This is a genomic window from Pseudomonas sp. TH06, from assembly GCF_016651305.1.
Classification (GTDB): Bacteria; Pseudomonadota; Gammaproteobacteria; order Pseudomonadales; family Pseudomonadaceae; genus Aquipseudomonas.
The window spans coordinates 2,145,584-2,165,111 of the sequence record NZ_JAEKEC010000001.1 but is presented as its reverse complement, the minus strand read 5'-3'; the positions used below and the strand labels follow the sequence as shown (position 1 = coordinate 2,165,111).

Annotated in this window: 15 protein-coding genes and 1 tRNA gene; 13 read left to right on the top strand and 3 right to left on the bottom strand. The window is 58.6% G+C overall.

The window, feature by feature from the left end; all coding sequences use genetic code 11:
- Positions 1 to 34 precede the first annotated feature (34 nt).
- The 7 genes from apaG (at position 35) to JFT86_RS09640 (ending at position 8,114) form a co-directional block, all read left to right on the top strand.
- Positions 35 to 415, top strand: coding sequence for a Co2+/Mg2+ efflux protein ApaG (gene apaG, locus JFT86_RS09670; protein WP_201236575.1), 381 nt, complete (start codon positions 35 to 37; stop codon positions 413 to 415).
- Positions 415 to 1,296 (top strand): symmetrical bis(5'-nucleosyl)-tetraphosphatase, encoded by an 882-nt coding sequence (locus JFT86_RS09665; RefSeq protein WP_201236574.1) that lies wholly within the window; start codon positions 415 to 417, stop codon positions 1,294 to 1,296. The genes apaG and JFT86_RS09665 overlap by 1 nt, the downstream gene beginning before the upstream one ends.
- Before the next feature lie 33 nt (positions 1,297 to 1,329).
- Positions 1,330 to 1,659 (top strand): thiosulfate sulfurtransferase GlpE, encoded by a 330-nt coding sequence (gene glpE / locus JFT86_RS09660; RefSeq protein ID WP_016983139.1) that lies wholly within the window; start codon positions 1,330 to 1,332, stop codon positions 1,657 to 1,659.
- Positions 1,660 to 1,956: 297 nt separating this feature from the next.
- On the top strand, positions 1,957 to 3,879 hold the full coding sequence (locus JFT86_RS09655; RefSeq protein ID WP_007910115.1) for a PrkA family serine protein kinase: 1,923 nt from the start codon (positions 1,957 to 1,959) through the stop codon (positions 3,877 to 3,879).
- Between the two features lie 117 nt (positions 3,880 to 3,996).
- Complete coding sequence (locus tag JFT86_RS09650; protein WP_007910114.1) at positions 3,997 to 5,268, top strand: YeaH/YhbH family protein; 1,272 nt, start codon at positions 3,997 to 3,999, stop codon at positions 5,266 to 5,268.
- On the top strand, positions 5,265 to 6,827 hold the full coding sequence (locus JFT86_RS09645; protein ID WP_201236573.1) for a SpoVR family protein: 1,563 nt from the start codon (positions 5,265 to 5,267) through the stop codon (positions 6,825 to 6,827). Before JFT86_RS09650 ends, JFT86_RS09645 begins: the two co-directional genes overlap by 4 nt.
- A gap of 63 nt (positions 6,828 to 6,890) precedes the next feature.
- Positions 6,891 to 8,114 carry a multifunctional CCA addition/repair protein gene (locus JFT86_RS09640; RefSeq protein ID WP_201236572.1) on the top strand — a complete coding sequence of 408 codons (1,224 nt, stop codon included), beginning with the start codon at positions 6,891 to 6,893 and terminating at the stop codon, positions 8,112 to 8,114.
- A 91-nt stretch (positions 8,115 to 8,205) separates the two neighbouring features.
- On the opposite strand, the gene folK is transcribed toward JFT86_RS09640, so the two are convergent.
- Positions 8,206 to 8,721, bottom strand: a complete 516-nt coding sequence (folK, locus tag JFT86_RS09635; protein WP_201236571.1) for a 2-amino-4-hydroxy-6-hydroxymethyldihydropteridine diphosphokinase — start codon at positions 8,719 to 8,721, stop codon at positions 8,206 to 8,208.
- Positions 8,712 to 9,068, bottom strand: coding sequence for a dihydroneopterin aldolase (gene folB, locus JFT86_RS09630; protein WP_201236570.1), 357 nt, complete (start codon positions 9,066 to 9,068; stop codon positions 8,712 to 8,714). The genes folK and folB overlap by 10 nt, the downstream gene beginning before the upstream one ends.
- A 74-nt stretch (positions 9,069 to 9,142) precedes the next feature.
- Here folB and plsY point away from each other — a divergent pair, with 74 nt between their 5' ends.
- Positions 9,143 to 9,712 carry a glycerol-3-phosphate 1-O-acyltransferase PlsY gene (plsY, locus tag JFT86_RS09625; RefSeq protein WP_201236569.1) on the top strand — a complete coding sequence of 190 codons (570 nt, stop codon included), beginning with the start codon at positions 9,143 to 9,145 and terminating at the stop codon, positions 9,710 to 9,712.
- A 23-nt stretch (positions 9,713 to 9,735) separates the two neighbouring features.
- Here plsY and tsaD read toward each other — a convergent pair whose 3' ends face one another.
- Positions 9,736 to 10,761: a tRNA (adenosine(37)-N6)-threonylcarbamoyltransferase complex transferase subunit TsaD gene (tsaD, locus tag JFT86_RS09620; RefSeq protein ID WP_201236568.1), complete on the bottom strand. Its 1,026-nt coding sequence runs from the start codon at positions 10,759 to 10,761 to the stop codon at positions 9,736 to 9,738.
- Positions 10,762 to 10,960: 199 nt separating this feature from the next.
- Between tsaD and rpsU the strand changes: the two genes are divergently transcribed.
- The 5 genes from rpsU (at position 10,961) to JFT86_RS09595 (ending at position 19,503) form a co-directional block, all read left to right on the top strand.
- Positions 10,961 to 11,176, top strand: a complete 216-nt coding sequence (rpsU, locus tag JFT86_RS09615) for a 30S ribosomal protein S21 (RefSeq protein ID WP_002551877.1) — start codon at positions 10,961 to 10,963, stop codon at positions 11,174 to 11,176.
- A gap of 485 nt (positions 11,177 to 11,661) precedes the next feature.
- Entirely contained in the window at positions 11,662 to 13,626 is a 1,965-nt protein-coding gene (dnaG, locus tag JFT86_RS09610; RefSeq protein WP_201236567.1) for a DNA primase, read from the top strand.
- Between the two features lie 67 nt (positions 13,627 to 13,693).
- Positions 13,694 to 15,538 (top strand): RNA polymerase sigma factor RpoD, encoded by a 1,845-nt coding sequence (gene rpoD / locus JFT86_RS09605; protein WP_201236566.1) that lies wholly within the window; start codon positions 13,694 to 13,696, stop codon positions 15,536 to 15,538.
- Positions 15,539 to 15,664: 126 nt separating this feature from the next.
- Complete coding sequence (locus JFT86_RS09600; protein WP_201236565.1) at positions 15,665 to 19,411, top strand: bifunctional diguanylate cyclase/phosphodiesterase; 3,747 nt, start codon at positions 15,665 to 15,667, stop codon at positions 19,409 to 19,411.
- 15 nt (positions 19,412 to 19,426) lie between these two features.
- Positions 19,427 to 19,503: transfer RNA gene (locus JFT86_RS09595), tRNA-Ile, on the top strand.
- Positions 19,504 to 19,528 lie beyond the last annotated feature (25 nt).

Genomic DNA, 19,528 nt, shown 5'->3' with positions numbered 1-19,528 from the left:
GCCTCGCGTTCCGCTTCGTTTAAGGCCCTTTTGCATGTCCGATCCTCGTTATCAGGTCGATGTCAGCGTCGTTACACACTATCTGGCAAACCAATCGAAACCCGAAGACGACAGCTTCGCCTTCGCTTACACCATCACCGTGAAAAACAATGGCGAGATACCTGCAAAGCTATTGTCTCGACATTGGGTGATCACCGACGGTGACGGTCATGTCGAAGAAGTGCGTGGCGAAGGTGTCGTCGGTCAGCAACCGTTGATCGACGCGGGCCAGAGCCACACTTATAGCAGCGGCACCGTGATGACGACCAAGGTCGGCACCATGCAGGGCACGTATCAAATGCTCGCCGACGATGGCAAACATTTCGACGCAGTCATCAAGCCCTTCCGCCTCGCCGTCCCCGGAGCCTTGCACTGATGGCGACGTATGCCGTCGGCGACCTGCAAGGCTGCCTCGAACCGCTCAAGTGCCTGCTCAAGCAAGTCGCGTTCGACCCGAAGCTCGATCGGCTCTGGCTGGTGGGTGATCTGGTCAACCGTGGCCCGCAGTCACTGGAAACCCTGCGTTTTCTCTATGGCATGCGTGAATCGCTGGTCTGCGTCCTCGGCAATCACGACCTGCACCTGCTGGCGGCGGCAAAAAACATCGAACGCCTGAAGAAGTCAGACACGCTGCGCGAGATCCTCGACGCGCCCGACTGCGCCGAGCTGCTTGAGTGGGTACGTCAGCAAAAACTCATGCACTACGATGAGACGCGCGACCTCGCCATGGTCCACGCCGGCATTCCCCCGCAGTGGTCGCTGCGCCGCGCCTTGAAGTGCGCCGACGAAGTCGAAACCGCCCTGCGCGACGACAACCTGTTTCCTGCTTTCCTCGACGGTATGTACGGCAACGATCCGACGAAATGGGACAACGACCTCAAAGGCGTGACCCGCCTGCGCGTCATCACCAACTACTTCACGCGCATGCGTTTCTGCACCGCCGAGGGCAAGCTCGACCTCAAGAGCAAGGAAGGCCTCGACACCGCGCCGCCTGGCTACAAACCGTGGTTCCAGCACAAAGACCGCAAGACCAAAGGCCTGCGAATCATCTTTGGCCACTGGGCGGCGCTGGAAGGCAATATCCATGAGCCGGGCATTTCTGCGCTGGACACCGGTTGTGTCTGGGGCGGCAGCCTGACCCTGATGAACGTCGACAGCGGCGAACGCCTGTCGTGCAAATGCGACGAACATGGCGGCCTCGCGCCAACCGTCGCACCACTTATCCCCGAAACTTCGCCAGTCAGCGCACCGCGTTAGACTGCGCATTCAGCCGAGCAACAGGAACCCGCCATGAGCGAATTCAAACGAATCCCCCCGGAGCAGGCCCAGGCCCTGCGTGAGCAAGGTGCTGTCGTGGTCGACGTTCGCGACCCGGCGACCTTCGCTGCCCTGCATATCAGCGGCTCGAAGCATCTGGACAATCATTCCCTGCACGCTTTCATTCAGGGCGCCGACCTCGACGCCCCCACCGTCGTCGTCTGCTACCACGGCAATTCCAGCCAGGGCGCTGCCGCCTACCTGATCAGCCAGGGCTTCTCTGACGTCTACAGCATGGACGGCGGTTTCGAGTTGTGGCGTACGACCTATCCTGCGGAAACCGCCCAAGGCACCGCAGAATAATTTTTTTGTCACGTGCAGGCCCCGGCTGCCGTGGGCCTGCGCGGGCAGACGAACGGTCTTGCCACACATAATTACGTATCTCGCCTTTACCTCCCGAATTCCCAACTATCCTTAAGCCCAGGCCATCCAAAACAGGGGAGAGCCGGTACACCGGCGCACGGGTCATCGGGAGTGACTTTTACGATTGTCGGTCGTGAAAGTGTTCTGGGGGGTAAACAATCAGCTGCCACAGCGGCTGCTTGCCAGCATCGACTGAGTGACCCGGCGTCGGCTCCACGTATCGAGCGAGGTGACGTCATGAGTATCTTTAGCCACTTCCAACAACGCTTCGAGTCCACACGCCAGGAAGAACTCTCGCTGCAAGAGTACCTGGAGCTGTGCAAAAAAGACCGTAGCGCCTACGTTTCCGCCGCCGAGCGTCTATTGCTGGCCATCGGCGAACCGGAACTCCTCGACACCTCGACCAACTCGAGGCTGTCACGCATCTTCTCCAACAAGGTGATCCGTCGCTATCCGGCCTTTGAAGACTTCCACGGGATGGAAGAATGCATCGACCAGATCGTCTCGTATTTCCGCCATGCCGCCCAAGGCCTGGAAGAGAAGAAACAGATCCTCTATCTCCTCGGCCCCGTCGGTGGCGGTAAATCGTCTCTGGCCGAGAAGCTCAAGCAACTGATCGAAAAAGTGCCGTTCTATGCGATCAAGGGCTCGCCAGTGTTCGAGTCGCCTCTGGGTCTGTTCAACGCCACCGAAGATGGCGCGATCCTTGAGGAAGACTTCGGCATTCCACGGCGTTATCTGAATACCATCATGTCGCCATGGGCGACCAAACGCCTGGCCGAATTCGGCGGCGACATCAGCCAGTTCCGCGTGGTCAAACTGTATCCGTCGATCCTCAACCAGATCGCCGTGGCCAAGACCGAACCGGGTGACGAGAACAACCAGGACATTTCCGCGCTGGTCGGTAAAGTCGACATCCGCAAACTCGAGGAATACCCACAGAACGACGCCGACGCCTACAGCTACTCCGGTGCGCTGTGCCGGGCCAACCAGGGCCTGATGGAATTCGTCGAAATGTTCAAGGCACCGATCAAGGTGCTCCATCCGCTGCTGACCGCAACTCAGGAAGGCAACTACAACAGTACCGAAGGTCTCGGCGCGATTCCGTTCACCGGGATCCTGCTGGCGCACTCCAACGAATCGGAGTGGCACACCTTCCGCAACAACAAGAACAACGAAGCGTTCATCGACCGGATCTACATCGTCAAAGTGCCGTATTGCCTGCGGGTCAGTGACGAAGTGAAGATCTACGACAAACTGTTGTTCAACAGCTCTCTGGCCAAGGCGCATTGCGCACCGGACACCCTGAAGATGCTCGCGCAGTTCACCGTGCTGTCGCGCCTCAAGGAGCCGGAAAACTCCAACATCTATTCGAAGATGCGCGTCTACGACGGCGAAAATCTCAAGGACACCGATCCGAAAGCCAAATCGATTCAGGAATACCGCGACTCGGCGGGCGTGGATGAAGGCATGAACGGTCTGTCGACCCGGTTTGCATTCAAGATCCTGTCCAAGGTGTTCAACTTCGATCCGCACGAAATCGCCGCCAACCCGGTGCACCTGCTCTATGTGCTGGAACAGCAGATCGAACAGGAACAGTTCCAGGCTGAAACCCGCGAGCGTTACCTGCGCTACCTGAAGGAATACCTGGCACCGCGTTATATCGAGTTCATCGGCAAAGAGATTCAGACCGCGTACCTCGAGTCTTACAGCGAGTACGGTCAGAACATCTTTGATCGTTACGTGCTGTATGCGGACTTCTGGATTCAGGATCAGGAATACCGCGATCCGGAAACAGGCGAAATCCTCAACCGCGTCGCGCTGAACGAAGAACTGGAGAAAATCGAAAAACCGGCCGGCATCAGCAATCCGAAGGATTTCCGCAACGAGATCGTCAACTTCGTCCTGCGCGCCCGGGCCAACAACAACGGCAAGAACCCGACCTGGCTCAGCTACGAAAAACTGCGGGTGGTCATCGAGAAGAAAATGTTCTCGAACACCGAGGATCTGCTGCCAGTCATCAGCTTCAACGCCAAGGCCAGCAAAGAGGATCAGCAGAAACACAACGACTTCGTTACACGAATGGTCGAACGCGGCTACACCGACAAACAGGTACGGCTTCTTTCCGAATGGTACCTACGGGTCCGCAAATCGCAATAAAGCAGCTGCAAGCTTCAAGCGACAAGCTGCAAGAGAACAGCAAAAACCGATCTCGAGGACGGGATAGCTTTCACTTGCAGCTTGAAGCTTATGACTTGAAGCTCCCCGGAGGGGTCTATGAGCTATGTGATCGACCGACGTCTCAATGGCAAGAACAAGAGCACGGTGAACCGTCAGCGCTTCCTGCGGCGTTACCGTGACCACATCAAAAAGGCTGTCGAAGAGGCGGTCAGCCGGCGCTCCATTACCGATATGGAACACGGCGAGCAGATCAGCATTCCCGGTCGCGACATCGACGAACCGGTGCTTCACCATGGCCGCGGCGGTAAGCAGACCGTGGTTCATCCGGGTAACAAGGAGTTTACTGCCGGCGAACACATCGCCCGACCACCGGGTGGTGGCGGCGGACGCGGACCGGGCAAGGCCGGCAACTCCGGCGAGGGCATGGATGAGTTTGTCTTCCAGATCACCCAGGAAGAATTCCTCGAATTCATGTTCGAAGACCTCGAACTGCCCAATCTGGTCAAACGCAACCTCAGCGGCACCGACACCTTCAAAACCGTACGCGCCGGGATCAGCAACGAAGGCAATCCGTCACGGATCAACATCATCCGCACCTTGCGCTCGGCGCATGCAAGGCGCATCGCCCTGTCCGGCAGCAGCCGGGCGAAACTGCGCGAAGTCAAAGAAGAACTGGAGCGTCTGAGACGCGAAGAGCCGGACAACTTCGGCGATATTCAGGAACTCGAGGCCGAAATCGAAAAACTCAGTGCGCGCATCCATCGCGTGCCGTTTCTCGACACTTTCGATTTGAAATACAACCTGCTGATCAAACAGCCCAACCCCAGTTCGAAAGCGGTGATGTTCTGTCTGATGGACGTCTCCGGCTCCATGACCCAGGCGACCAAGGACATCGCCAAACGCTTTTTCATCCTGTTGTACCTGTTCCTGAAGCGTAACTACGACAAGATCGACGTGGTATTCATCCGCCACCACACCAGTGCCCGGGAAGTAGATGAAGAGGAGTTTTTCTATTCGCGGGAAACCGGCGGCACCATCGTCTCCAGTGCGCTGAAACTGATGCAGGAGATCATGGCCGAGCGCTATCCGAGCAACGAGTGGAACATCTATGCCGCGCAGGCTTCCGACGGTGACAACTGGAACGACGACTCACCGATCTGCCGCGACATTCTGATCAACCAGATCATGCCGTTTGTGCAGTACTACACTTATGTGGAGATCACCCCGCGCGAACACCAGGCCCTCTGGTACGAATACGAACGCATCGCCGAAGCCTTTTCCGACACGTTTGCCCAGCAGCAACTGGTCTCGGCCGGGGATATCTATCCGGTCTTCCGTGAACTCTTCCAGCGCAGGTTAGTGACATGACCGCCAAAGAGCAGAAGCGCCAACCCATTTCCACTGGCTCCGAATGGACGTTCGAGCTGATCCAGACCTACGACCGCGAAATCGCCCGTATCGCGGCCGGTTATGCGCTGGATACTTACCCCAACCAGATCGAAGTGATTACCGCCGAGCAAATGATGGATGCGTACGCCTCGGTGGGCATGCCGCTGGGTTACCACCACTGGTCCTACGGCAAACACTTCCTCAGCACCGAGAAATCCTACAGTCGCGGACAGATGGGGCTGGCCTACGAAATCGTGATCAACTCCGATCCGTGCATCGCTTATCTGATGGAAGAAAACACCATCTGCATGCAGGCGTTGGTGGTGGCGCATGCGTGCTATGGCCACAACAGCTTCTTCAAGGGCAATTACCTGTTTCGCACCTGGACCGATGCCAGTTCGATCATCGATTACCTGGTGTTCGCCAAGCAGTACATCATGCAATGCGAGGAGCGCCACGGCATCGATGCCGTGGAAGACTTGCTCGACTCCTGCCACGCCTTGATGAACTACGGCGTCGATCGCTACAAGCGCCCCTATCCGATTTCCGCCGAGGAAGAACGGCGCCGGCAGAAGGATCGCGAAGAACACATGCAGAAGCAGATCAACGATCTGTGGCGCACGATTCCCAAAGGCGCAGACAAATACAGCGACAAGGACAACGCGCGCTTCCCCGCTGAACCGCAGGAAAACATCCTGTATTTCATCGAGAAACACGCGCCGTTGCTCGAACCGTGGCAGCGCGAGATTGTGCGGATCGTGCGCAAGATCGCCCAGTATTTCTATCCACAACGCCAGACTCAGGTGATGAACGAGGGCTGGGCAACGTTCTGGCACTACACGCTGATGAACGACCTGTATGACGAAGGCCTGGTCACCGACGGTTTCATGATGGAATTCCTGACCTCGCACACCAGCGTGGTGTTCCAGCCAGGTTTTGACAGCCCCTACTACAGCGGCATCAACCCCTACGCGCTGGGCTTTGCCATGTACCGTGACATCCGGCGCATGTGTGAAGAGCCCACTGACGAAGACCGTCACTGGTTCCCGGACATTGCCGGAACCGACTGGCTGTCGACCATCAAGTTCGCCATGAGCAGCTTCAAGGACGAGAGTTTCATCCTGCAGTACCTGTCACCCAAGGTAATCCGCGACCTGAAACTGTTCAGCATCCTTGATGACGACCAGAAAGACGATCTGCTGGTACCGGCAATCCACGATGAAACCGGTTACCGGATCATCCGCGAAACCCTCGCAGCGCAGTACAACCTCGGCAATCGTGAGCCGAACGTGCAGATTTACAGCATTGATCGTCGCGGTGATCGGTCTCTAACCCTGCGCCACCAGCAACACGACCGCAAACCTTTGGGCGACTCCACCGACGAGGTGCTCAAACATCTGCATCGCCTGTGGGGCTTCGATATTCATCTGGAAACCCTGCAGGGCGACCAGATCATGAAAACCCATCACGTTCCGCCACGTAGCGAACACAGCGAAGGGGATTACGGTCGGCTCGACCTGGCCGTCATTCATCTTTGATCCGGTTCTGGCCTCCGAAAGTCCGACGCAAGGGTTATCCTGTCGGGCTAACGGAGGTTTTTTATGCAGATTTATAAGGTCGGCGGTGCGGTACGTGATCGCCTGCTGGGCAAACCGGTCACCGATATCGACTGGGTCGTCGTCGGCGCCAGCACCGAGGAAATGCTCGCGCAGGGCTATCGCCCGGTCGGCGCGGATTTCCCGGTATTCCTTCACCCCAAAAGCGGCGAGGAATATGCCCTCGCCCGCACCGAACGCAAGAGCGGTCGTGGGTACGGCGGTTTCACCTTTCACGCCAGCCCCGAAGTAACGCTTGAAGAAGACCTGATCCGCCGCGACCTGACCATCAACGCCATGGCCGAGGACGATCAGCAGAACCTGACCGATCCGTATCACGGCCAGCGCGACCTAGAAGATCGAATTCTTCGCCACGTTTCCCCGGCGTTCGCCGAAGATCCCTTGCGTGTGCTGCGCGTTGCTCGCTTCGCTGCCCGCTATGCCGGACTGGGCTTTACCGTCGCGCCCGAGACCATGGAGCTGATGCGTCAGCTCAGCGAATCCGGCGAACTGGAAGCACTGACTGCCGAACGTAGCTGGAAGGAAATCTCCCGGGCAATGATGGAAGATCAGCCGCAGGTATTCATCGAGGTTCTGCGTCAATGCGCAGCGCTGAAAGTGCTGATGCCGGAAGTCGATGCGTTGTTTGGCGTGCCGCAACCGGAAATCCATCACCCGGAAATCGACAGCGGCATCCACACCTTGAGCGTCCTGGAGCAGTCAGCGCTGCACAAACAACCGCTGACCGTGCGCTGGGCCTGCCTGCTGCACGACCTCGGCAAGGGCCTTACGCCCAAAGAAGAATGGCCTCGGCACATTGCCCACGAGCACAAAGGGTTGAAGCTGATCAAAGCGGTCAACGAGCGCTTCAAGGCGCCGAAGGACTGTCAGGAGCTGGCGCTACTGGTCGGCCAGTACCATACCCATGGACATCGCGCCTTGGAGTTGAAAGCTTCGACGCTGCTGGAATTACTGCAGAGTTTTGATGTGTATCGTCGGCCGCAGCGCTTTGAAGAATTCATTGCTGCCTGCGAGATGGATGCGCGCGGGCGCAAAGGGCTCGAGCAGAGAAGTTATCCACAGGCAGATTATCTGCGTGGCGCTGCCAAGGCTGCGCGGGAAGTCGCGGTGCAGCCTTTGCTGGAGAAGGGATTCAAAGGGCCAGAGCTGGGCGAGGCGCTGAAGCGTGAGCGGCTCAGGGCGCTGAAGGCTTACAAAGAAAACGCTTGAAGCAAGATCAAAAGATCGCAGCCTTCAGCAGCTTCTACATGGGGATATTGCATTTCCCTGTAAGAACTGCCGCAGGCTGCGATCTTTTGCTTTAAAGATTCGGCGGGGTTAACTGTTCGCCACGCCACTCGAACGCTACTGGCGCCAATACCTGATCAATCTGCGCCTCGGCCCACAACACCGCGAAGCTTTTTCCCACGCCCGGATGCACACGATCCGGCGCAATCAGCGACAGCGGCCACAGCACAAAAGCATTTTTCAGGATTTCCGCCCGCGGCAGGACCAGACCGTCGAAGTTACCCACCAGATCGCCATACAGCAGCACGTCGATATCCAGCGGCAAACCCTTACGCTCCGGCGCATAGCGCCCATTGTCCGCCTCGATGAACTTCAAGCGCCGATCCAGTTCCATCAACGGCAAATCGGTATACGCCGACACCACGAAGTTGAAGAACGGCCCACTCTTGATCCCCACCGGCTGGCTTTCGAACACTGCCGAACAGCGGATATCCACCAGAAACGTGGCCAGCGCATCGAGACCGGCGCGCAAATGGGGTTCGCGCTCGATATTGCTACCGAGCCCGAGATACACCTGCGTCAGCGACATCCGCGCTCGATCTCCACGCCCACACCACCCTTGGCGGCCGGCACAGCGCCGGGCTTGGTCAGCTTCAGGCGGATCCAGGTAATCTTGAATTCCGTCATCAGCACTTCAACCAGACGCTCGGCAAAAGTCTCGACCAACTGGAATTGCGCCTGCTCGGCAAACGCCTGGATGCGCGTGGAAACGCTGGCGTAGTCGAGCGCCAGAGTGAGATCGTCACCGGCGGCGGCCGGGCGATTGTCCCAGGCGAAGCTCAGATCAAGGCGCAGGCACTGTCGGATGCCGCGCTCCCAGTCGTAGGCACCGATCACGGTGTCAACTTCCAGGCCCTCGATAAACACTCTGTCCAAGCACTTTTCTCCGCTGCACGACAAGGGCGCAATGCGCCGTTAGAATCAGGGCGTCCTCGCCCGGAATAGTTAGCATGTTTTGGTTACTGGCGATTATCGCCTACCTGCTCGGCTCGCTGTCCTTCGCCATTTTGCTCAGCCGCCTGACCGGAAATCCGGATCCGCGAATGAGTGGCTCGGGCAATGCCGGCGCCACCAACATGCTGCGCCTGGCCGGTCGCAAACTGGCGATCCTGACCCTGCTCGGTGATCTGTGCAAAGGCTTGCTGCCGGTGCTGATCGCAGCGGCTGCGGGCCTTTCGCTGCAGGATCAGGCCTGGATCGGCGTGTGCGCCGTGATCGGTCACCTGTTCCCGCTGTACTTCCGTTTTCGTGGCGGCAAGGGCGTTGCCACTGCCGCCGGTATGCTGCTGGGCCTGTATCCACCCGCCGCGCTGCTGGCCATATGCGCCTGGCTGCTGACGTTCTACCTGACCCGCACCAGCTCGCTGGCGGCGCTGATCGCCACGCCACTGACCCTGCCGTTGCTCGCCTGGCAGGAACCGGAAGCGCTGTTACCGATGAGCGCATTGACGCTGCTGATCGTCTGGCGCCACCGCGGCAATCTACGCGACCTGTTTGCCGGGCGCGAACGGCATTTTTAAATACCGTTCATGAGCGCCGCTCATTACAACGCCGACAACTGTTCCATCGGCCAGCGCGCCTGCACGCTGATCGCCAGACTTTCCTGCTGACCGGCCTGCAGACGCTGACAACCCGCAAACGCGATCATCGCGCCATTGTCAGTGCAAAACTCGGGACGGGCATAAAACACATCGCCTTTCATGTCACCGAGCATTTTCTCCAGCGAAGCACGCAATGCCTTGTTGGCGCTGACGCCGCCAGCGATCACCAGACGTTTCATGCCCGCCTGTATCAGGGCGCGCTTGCACTTGATGGTCAAAGTCTCCACCACAGCCTGCTGGAACGCCAGCGCGATGTCGCAACGGGCTTGCTCGTTGTCGTCACCGGCGCTGACGCACTGCTGCCAGGCGTTGAGAGCAGAGGTTTTCAGACCACTGAAGCTGAATTGCAGACCCGGGCGATCACACATCGGACGCGGGAAGGTGAAACTTCCGGCGACGCCCTTCTCTGCCAACTTGGCGATTTCCGGTCCGCCCGGGTAATTGAGGCCCATCATCTTTGCGGTTTTGTCGAAGGCTTCGCCCGCCGCGTCGTCGAGGGTCTCGCCGAGCAACGTGTATTGGCCGATGCCGTCGACCTGAACCAACTGCGTATGACCGCCGGAGACCAACAAAGCGACGAACGGGAATTCCGGCGGTTTTGGCTCCAGCATTGGCGCCAGCAGATGGCCTTCCATGTGGTGCACGCCCAGCGCCGGAATGCCCCAGGCAAACGCCAGCGCCTGCGCGCAGGAAGCACCGACCAACAGCGCTCCGACCAGGCCAGGACCTGCGGTATAAGCAATCGCGTCGATCTCGGTCGGCACACAGTCAGCCTCGGCCAACACCTGACGGATCAAGGGCAGCATGCGCTTGACGTGGTCACGCGAAGCCAGCTCCGGCACCACACCGCCATAAGCGCGGTGCAGGTCGATCTGGCTGAACAATGCATCGGCCAGCAAGCCGCGTTCACTGTCATATAATGCGACACCGGTTTCGTCGCAGGAGGTTTCTAATCCCAGTACTAGCATGGGTTTGCGCCTTGTTTAGGCTGAATTCGAAGGCGCGCATAATAGTCGCCACGTGATGCCCCGACCAGCGGTTTTCGATCAGAGGCTTTGCATTCCGAGCGATGAGGGGTTAACATCCGCAACCCTTAAAAACCGACGTCTTCAAGTGCTCTTTTGCCGCGAGGATGTTGCCCCCGGTAATGAATGAAGGTAGCTCTGGATGCCAGCCGTCAAAGTTAAAGAGAACGAACCCTTCGACGTAGCTCTGCGTCGTTTCAAGCGCTCCTGCGAAAAAGCCGGTGTACTGGCTGAAGTTCGTAGCCGCGAATTTTACGAGAAGCCAACTTCCGAGCGTAAGCGCAAAGCAGCAGCCGCTGTTAAGCGTCACGCCAAGAAAGTTCAGCGCGAACAGCGCCGCGCCGTTCGTCTGTACTAATACACAGACGTTCGTAGCAAGCTTCTTGCCTAAGCCCGGCCTTCAGCCGGGCTAATGGCATTTGCGTAAAACGCTTGATGCTTCACCGTCGAAGCCGCAGACGCGACCGAGACAAATCTGCTTCACGCGTCAGACCTGGCTCTTTTGCCAGCGGTGCACGTCTTTTCTGACGAGCCTTTCAAGGCTACTGACGAGCACACCCACTGATTCCTCTTACGACGATCAGCCCAAGGCACCTGAATGCGTGCCCGCTTTATTGAGCTATCCGAGGCCCTTAACCGGCCGTCAGCGGATTCAGCGCAACACTTTCAAATAGTCGAAGGCTGATGAGTACTAACGTCAGTGGATTTTCGGCAGATACACTTCCCGACAGCGATCACGCAGACGACACCGGTCGAGCCGCATTTTTTGCGCGCCTACAGTAACGACCCGCGTCCGACAGCCCTTCGTTTCGGACTATTCACAGCGCAGACGACGAGAACGCCATGGCCGGGCTGATTCCCCAGAGCTTCATTGACGACCTGCTGAACCGCACCGACATCGTCGACGTGGTCAGCTCGCGCGTGCAATTGAAGAAGGCCGGCAAGAACTACACCGCCTGTTGCCCGTTTCACAAAGAAAAAACCCCGTCCTTCAGCGTCAGTCCCGACAAACAGTTCTACTACTGTTTCGGTTGCGGCGCTGGCGGCAACGCCCTCGGCTTCCTCATGGATCACGACAACCTGGATTTCCCCCAGGCAGTCGAAGATCTGGCGAAGGCCGCCGGCATGGAAATCCCCCGCGAAGAAAGCGGCCGCGCCCACAAACCGCGCCAGCCGACAGATTCGCCACTGTATCCGCTGCTCACCGCTGCCGCCGACTTTTATCGTCAGGCACTCAAGAGCCATCCATCGCGCAAAGCCGCGGTGGACTATCTGAAAGGCCGCGGCCTGACTGGCGAGATCGCCCGGGATTTCGGCCTCGGCTTTGCTCCGCCCGGCTGGGACAACCTGTTCAAACACTTGAGCAGCGACACGCTTCAGCAAAAAGCCATGATTGATGCCGGCCTGCTGATCGAAAACGCCGAAACCGGCAAACGCTATGACCGCTTTCGCGATCGCGTGATGTTCCCGATCCGCGATACCCGGGGGCGCATCATCGCTTTCGGCGGTCGCGTACTGGGCGACGACAAGCCGAAATACCTGAACTCACCGGAAACCCCGGTATTCCATAAAGGCCAGGAACTCTACGGCCTTTATGAAGCGCGCAAGAACAACCGCAACCTCGATGAAATCATCGTCGTTGAAGGTTATATGGACGTCATCGCCCTTGCCCAGCAAGGCTTGAAGAATGCCGTCGCGACACTGGGCACCGCGACCAGCGAAGAACACTTGAAGCGCCTGTTCCGGGTCGTCCCGAACGTATTGTTCTGCTTCGACGGCGACCAGGCCGGCCGCAATGCGGCGTGGCGCGCACTGGAAGCAACACTTTCAAGCCTGCAGGACGGCCGCCGTGCGCGCTTCCTGTTTCTGCCCGAAGGCGAAGACCCGGATACCCTGGTGCGCGCCGAGGGCACTGACGCGTTCAAGGCGCGAATCAATCAGCACGCGCAGCCATTGGCAGATTACTTTTTCCAGCAACTGACGGAAGAAGCTGACCCGCGCTCGCTCGAAGGCAAGGCCCACATGGCCACCCTCGCCGCACCGTTGATCGACAAAGTGCCGGGCGCCAACCTGCGCATCCTGATGCGCCAGCGCCTGACCGAAATTACCGGCCTGAGCAGCGAGACCGTCAGTCAGCTCGCGCAAAGTGCGCCGCAGGAAGCGCCGCCCGCCTACGATCCGGGCATCGATTACGACGCAATGCCGGACTACAGCGACTACCATCAGCCGCAGGCACAGGACATGTATGTGCCGCAGCAGGAATGGACTCCGAAGAAACCCGGTGCCGGCGGCAAGAAGTGGGACAAGAAACCCTGGGACAAGAACGGCAAGCGCGGCGGCGATCGTGATCAGCAACGCCCACGAACGCCAATCGGCGTCGAGTCACCGACCCTGACCGCCCTGCGCACACTGCTTCATCACCCGCAACTGGCCGAGCGCGTCGAAGATGCCGGGCACATTGCGGACGAAAATCAGACCAACGCCCAGCTGCTTGTGGCGTTGCTCGAAGCCGTACAGAAGAATCCCAAGCTAAACTCATTTCAATTGATCGCGCGATGGCACGGCACTGAACAGGGTCGATTGCTCAAGGCACTGGCAGAAAAGGAATGGCTGATTGACGGAGATAACCTTGAACAACAGTTTTTCGACACCATTACTAGCTTGTCAGCCCGCCAACGCGAGCGAAATCTGGAACAACTGCTCAGGAAAGCGCGTCAAAGCGAACTGAGCCTGGAAGAGAAAAATCAACTGCGCGACCTTCTAAGTCGCAATGTTTCCGCATCAAACCCGACCTCAACTGGCGCGTGAGGTCATAGCTCAGGTATAATCCTCGGCTTGTTTTTTGCCCGCCAAGACCTTCAGTGGATAGGGTGTTATGTCCGGAAAAGCGCAACAGCAGTCTCGTATTATTGAGTTGATCAAACTGGGTCGTGAGCAGAAGTATCTGACTTACGCCGAGGTCAACGACCACCTGCCCGAGGATATTTCAGATCCGGAGCAGGTGGAAGACATCATCCGCATGATTAACGACATGGGGATCCCCGTACACGAGAGTGCTCCGGATGCGGACGCCCTTATGTTGGCCGACGCCGATACCGACGAGGCCGCTGCGGAAGAAGCAGCCGCTGCGTTGGCAGCGGTGGAGACCGATATCGGTCGCACCACTGACCCGGTGCGCATGTACATGCGTGAGATGGGTACGGTCGAGCTTCTGACTCGTGAAGGCGAAATCGAAATCGCCAAACGTATCGAAGAAGGCATCCGTGAAGTGATGAGCGCAATCGCGCACTTCCCTGGCACGGTCGACCATATTCTCTCCGAGTACACTCGCGTCACCACCGAGGGTGGTCGCCTGTCCGACGTCCTGAGCGGTTATATCGACCCGGACGACGGCATTGCGCCGCCTGCCGAAGTGCCGCCGCCGATCGAAGCGAAAGCGGCGAAAGCCGACGACGACACCGACGACGAAGAAGCCGAATCTTCCGATGACGAAGAAGAAGCCGAAAGTGGTCCGGATCCGGTCATCGCTGCCCAGCGTTTCGGCGCTGTGTCCGATCAGATGGAGATCACTCGCAAGGCGCTGAAAAAGCACGGTCGCAACAACAAGGCAGCGATTGCCGAGTTGCTGGCATTGGCCGAGCTGTTCATGCCGATCAAACTGGTACCGAAGCAATTCGAAGGCCTGGTCGAGCGTGTTCGCGGCGCCCTGGATCGTCTGCGTCAGCAAGAGCGCGCGATCATGCAACTGTGCGTACGTGATGCACGTATGCCACGCACTGATTTCCTGCGTCAGTTCCCGGGTAACGAAGTCGACGAAAGCTGGTCCGACGCCCTGGCCAAAGGCAAGAGCAAGTACGCCGAAGCCATTGGCCGTGTTCAGCCGGACATCATCCGTTGCCAGCAGAAGCTGATTGCACTGGAAACCGAGACCGGTCTGACCATCGCGGAAATCAAGGACATCAACCGTCGCATGTCGATCGGTGAGGCCAAGGCCCGCCGCGCGAAGAAAGAGATGGTTGAAGCCAACTTGCGTCTGGTGATCTCGATCGCCAAGAAGTACACCAACCGCGGCCTGCAATTCCTCGATCTGATCCAGGAAGGCAACATCGGCCTGATGAAAGCGGTGGACAAGTTCGAATACCGTCGTGGTTACAAGTTCTCGACTTATGCCACTTGGTGGATCCGTCAGGCGATCACTCGCTCGATCGCCGACCAGGCCCGCACCATCCGTATTCCGGTGCACATGATCGAGACGATCAACAAGCTCAACCGCATTTCCCGGCAGATGTTGCAGGAAATGGGTCGCGAACCGACCCCGGAAGAGCTGGGCGAACGCATGGAAATGCCTGAGGACAAGATCCGCAAGGTATTGAAGATCGCTAAAGAGCCGATCTCCATGGAAACCCCGATCGGTGATGACGAAGACTCCCATCTGGGTGACTTCATCGAAGACTCGACCATGCAGTCGCCAATCGATGTCGCCACTGTTGAGAGCCTGAAAGAAGCGACTCGCGAAGTGCTGTCCGGCCTCACTGCCCGTGAAGCCAAAGTACTGCGCATGCGTTTCGGTATCGACATGAACACCGACCATACGCTCGAAGAAGTGGGCAAACAGTTTGACGTAACGCGTGAGCGGATCCGTCAGATCGAAGCCAAGGCGCTGCGCAAGCTGCGCCACCCGACGCGAAGCGAGCATTTGCGCTCCTTCCTCGACGAGTGATACCAGAACCCCCGGCCCAGGCCGGGGGTTTTGTTTATATGGCAGATTAAATTCCTCGCAACGCCCCTCCCCCGCATACCCCGTCTACACTCGAAACAATCATCCCCGAGCCATAACGAGAGCGTTATGCCCAGATTGGCGTCCGTGCTTTTTTTGCTGTCACTGATGATCTGGACCGCAACGGCTGACGCGCTGACTCTGACCGATGAAGAACGTAGCTGGCTGGCGGCTCATCCGGACTTGCGCCTGGGTGTTGACGCGTCGTGGCCGCCCTTCGAGTTTCGCGATGATCAGGCTCGTTATCAGGGGCTCGCGGCGGACTATATCGATGTGATTCGCCAACGGCTGGCGATCAAACTCACACCCATTGAGCCGGTGAGCTGGACGGTGGTGCTGGAGCAGGTCAAAGCAGGCAAGATCGACCTGCTGCCGGGCATCATGTCCACCCCGGAACGCCAGAGCTACCTGTCATTCACTCGTCCCTATCTCGACTTCCCGATCGTCATTCTGGCCCACGTCGGCGGCGCCCAACCGCGCAAACTCGAAGATCTGTACGGTCTGAAAATCGCCGTGGTGGAAAACTACGCGCCGCACGAACTCCTGCGCACGAACCATCCAGACCTGAATCTGGTCGCCATGCCCAACGTCAGCTCGGCACTGCAGGCGCTCGCGACCGACGAAGTGGACGCCGTGGTCGGCGACCTCGCCTCCAGCGTCTGGAGCCTGCGCCAGCTCAAGCTCGATGGCCTGTATGTCAGCGGTGAAACGCCTTACCGCTATCAATTGGCAATGGGCGTGCCGCGCGAAAACAAAATGCTGGTGGGAATTCTGGACAAAGTCCTGGCCGACATGAGCCCAGACGAAATCAGCAGCATCCAGGAACACTGGGTGGGCAACGTCCTCGATCATCGGACATTGTGGTCAGATCTGTTGATCTACGGCCTGCCCGGCCTGCTCCTGCTGATGATTATTCTGGCAGTGGTCATCCGCATCAACCGGCGCTTGAGTTCGGAAATTGCCCGACGCATCGACCTCGAACAGGAACTGCGCAGCAGCGAGTATCACTACCGCGGCCTGGTAGAGAGCCTGTCGGCCATCGCCTGGGAAGCGCGGATGAGCGACTTCACCTACAGCTACGTCTCGCCTCATGCTGAAGATCTGCTCGGTTATCCACTGTCGCATTGGTTGATTCCGGGGTTCTGGCGCAACATCATCCATCCAGCCGACCTGACCCGCGCTCAAAGCTTCTGCGACCACGAAGTGCTGGCCGGACGCGATCACAGCCTCGATTACCGGGTAATCACCGCCGATGGTCGCTGCTTGTGGGTACGCGATATTGTCAGCCTGATCGAGCACGGCCATGAGCCCGTGATGCGCGGGTTGATGATCGACATCAGCGAAACCAAGCGCACCGAAGAAGCGTTGCGGCTATCGGAGCAGAAATTCGCCTCGGTCTTCCAGCAATGCCCGGACATTCTGGTGATCGCGCGCCTGTCCGACGGCTGCCTGCTGGAGGTCAACGAAGCCTTCGAGGAACAGATCGGACTGAAAGCAGAAGAGATCATCGGCCAGACAGCCACCGAGCTGAACATCTGGGGCATTCCCGGCGTGGGCCCGGGCCTGCTGCAGCGTTTGCAGGCCGGCAGCATCCGTAACCTGGAGATGCCCTTTCGCCGCAACAACGGTCAGGTGTTTACCGGCCTGATTTCCGCCGAACCCTTCGACCTCGACACCACGCCAGCGCTGGTGGTGGTAGTGCGCGACATCACTCAACTCAAGGAAACCCAGCAGCAACTGCAAACCTCGGAAGAGAAGTTTGCCAAGGCCTTTCATGCCTCACCGGACGGCCTGCTGCTGTCGCGCCAGAGCGACGGTTTGCTACTGGAGGTCAACGAAGGCTTCAGCCGCATCACCGGGTTCAACAGTGCCATGTCGGTCGATCGCTCGGCGCTGGACCTGGGGATCTGGGTCAACCTCAACGAACGCAAACAGATGCTCGACCTGCTGCACCGTGACGGTTTCGTCCGCGATTTCAGCTGCCATATTCGCCGTAGCGACGGGCAGATCCGCCTCTGCGAAGTATCCGCCCGGCCGCTACCGATTGGCGACGAAGACTGCATGCTGACCATCGCCCGCGACATCACCGAACGTCATCTGATGCAGGAAAAGCTGCAACAGGCCGCGACGGTATTCGAAAGCACTGCAGAAGGCGTGTTGATCACCGACACCCAGCAGCACATCAGCGCCGTCAACCGGGCTTTCACCGAGATCACCGGCTACACCGAAAGCGAAGCCCTCGGCCACACCCCGCGCCTGCTCGCCTCCGGCCTGCACGACAGCGCGTTTTATGCGGCGATGTGGCACCAGTTGACCGACGAAGGTCACTGGCAAGGCGAGATATCCAATCGACGCAAGAACGGCGAGCTGTACCCAAGCTGGCTGACCATCAGCGCCGTGCGCAACCGCGACAAGTTCATCACCCACTTTGTCGCCGTGTTTGCCGACATCTCCAGCCTCAAGCACGCCCAGGCCAAACTCGACTATCAGGCTCACCATGACCCGCTCACGGGCCTGCCCAACCGGACGCTATTCGAAAGCCGTTTGTTGATGGCGCTGAACAGTCAGCAAGAAAACGGCGGCCAGGGTGCCGTGCTGTTTCTCGACCTCGATCGCTTCAAACACATCAACGACAGCCTTGGTCATCCGGTCGGCGACCTGCTGCTCAAAGGCATCGCGGTGCGCCTGAAAGAACAGCTGCGCGACATCGACACCGTCGCCCGCCTGGGTGGTGATGAGTTCATCATTCTGTTGCCCGGCCTGCAGCAGGCCAGCGACGCCGATAACATCGCGCTGAAACTGCTCAATTGCTTCGGCGCGCCCTTCCAGGCCGGCGAACACGAATTTTTCATCAGTGCCAGCATCGGCACCAGCCTCTACCCGCGCGACGGCTGCGACGTGGCCACTTTGGTAAAAAACGCCGACGCGGCGATGTACCGCTCCAAAGCCAAGGGCCGCAACCGGGTCGAAAGCTACACCCGCGACCTCACCGCACAGGCCATCGAACGCGTGGCACTGGAGCACGAACTGCGTCGGGCGATCGAACGCGATGAACTGTTCCTCTACTACCAACCGAAAATCAGCCTCGACGATCACAGTCTGGTCGGTGCCGAAGCACTGATCCGCTGGCGGCACCCGACCTTTGGCGAGGTGCCACCGGAGCACTTCATTCCACTGGCCGAAGAAAACGGCATGATCCTGCAGATCGGCGACTGGGTGCTGGAGACCGCATGCCGACAAATGTTCGAGTGGAGTCAGGTCTACGACAGCCTTGGGCCGCTGTCCGTCAACCTCGCAGGCGCGCAACTGCGTCAGCCGAACCTGCTCGGACGTATCGAGCAACTGCTCAAGGAAAACCGCCTGAGGCCCGATTTACTGCAACTGGAAATTACCGAGAATTTCATCATGAGTCAGGCCGAAGAGGCGCTGGCGGTGCTGCACCAACTCAAACACCTTGGCGTACAACTGGCAATCGATGACTTCGGCACAGGTTATTCCTCACTCAGCTACCTCAAGCGCCTGCCGCTGGACATCCTCAAAATCGACCAGTCTTTCGTCCGCGGACTGCCCGACGACCCCCACGACGCGGCGATTGTGCGCGCCATCATCGCGCTGGGCCGGAGCATGCAATTCACTGTGATTGCCGAGGGCGTGGAAACCCAGGCACAACAACAATTCCTCGCCGCCGAAGGCTGCGAACAGATCCAGGGCTACATCGTCAGCCTGCCTTTACCGCCGGAAGAGTTCGCGGCAACGTTTCTTCGTGTAACCGTATCGGATTATTCGGATAGCACAGCCGAGAAACCATCGCTATAATCCGCGGCCTACTGAGGGCCTATAGCTCAGTTGGTTAGAGCAGAGGACTCATAATCCTTTGGTCCACGGTTCAAGTCCGTGTGGGCCCACCACTTTGAAAGCCACGTATTACGTGGC

Excerpts from the sequence above, each read along its gene's own strand:
- JFT86_RS09640 (WP_201236572.1), top strand. The coding sequence starts at position 6,891 with ATGCAGATTTATAAGGTCGGCGGTGCGGTACGTGATCGCCTGCTGGGC.
- rpsU (WP_002551877.1), top strand. The coding sequence starts at position 10,961 with ATGCCAGCCGTCAAAGTTAAAGAGAACGAACCCTTCGACGTAGCTCTG.
- glpE (WP_016983139.1), top strand. The coding sequence starts at position 1,330 with ATGAGCGAATTCAAACGAATCCCCCCGGAGCAGGCCCAGGCCCTGCGT.
- tsaD (WP_201236568.1), bottom strand. The coding sequence starts at position 10,761 with ATGCTAGTACTGGGATTAGAAACCTCCTGCGACGAAACCGGTGTCGCA.
- apaG (WP_201236575.1), top strand. The coding sequence starts at position 35 with ATGTCCGATCCTCGTTATCAGGTCGATGTCAGCGTCGTTACACACTAT.
- JFT86_RS09655 (WP_007910115.1), top strand. The coding sequence starts at position 1,957 with ATGAGTATCTTTAGCCACTTCCAACAACGCTTCGAGTCCACACGCCAG.
- rpoD (WP_201236566.1), top strand. The coding sequence starts at position 13,694 with ATGTCCGGAAAAGCGCAACAGCAGTCTCGTATTATTGAGTTGATCAAA.
- JFT86_RS09645 (WP_201236573.1), top strand. The coding sequence starts at position 5,265 with ATGACCGCCAAAGAGCAGAAGCGCCAACCCATTTCCACTGGCTCCGAA.
- JFT86_RS09665 (WP_201236574.1), top strand. The coding sequence starts at position 415 with ATGGCGACGTATGCCGTCGGCGACCTGCAAGGCTGCCTCGAACCGCTC.
- plsY (WP_201236569.1), top strand. The coding sequence starts at position 9,143 with ATGTTTTGGTTACTGGCGATTATCGCCTACCTGCTCGGCTCGCTGTCC.
- JFT86_RS09600 (WP_201236565.1), top strand. The coding sequence starts at position 15,665 with ATGCCCAGATTGGCGTCCGTGCTTTTTTTGCTGTCACTGATGATCTGG.
- JFT86_RS09650 (WP_007910114.1), top strand. The coding sequence starts at position 3,997 with ATGAGCTATGTGATCGACCGACGTCTCAATGGCAAGAACAAGAGCACG.
- folK (WP_201236571.1), bottom strand. The coding sequence starts at position 8,721 with ATGTCGCTGACGCAGGTGTATCTCGGGCTCGGTAGCAATATCGAGCGC.
- dnaG (WP_201236567.1), top strand. The coding sequence starts at position 11,662 with ATGGCCGGGCTGATTCCCCAGAGCTTCATTGACGACCTGCTGAACCGC.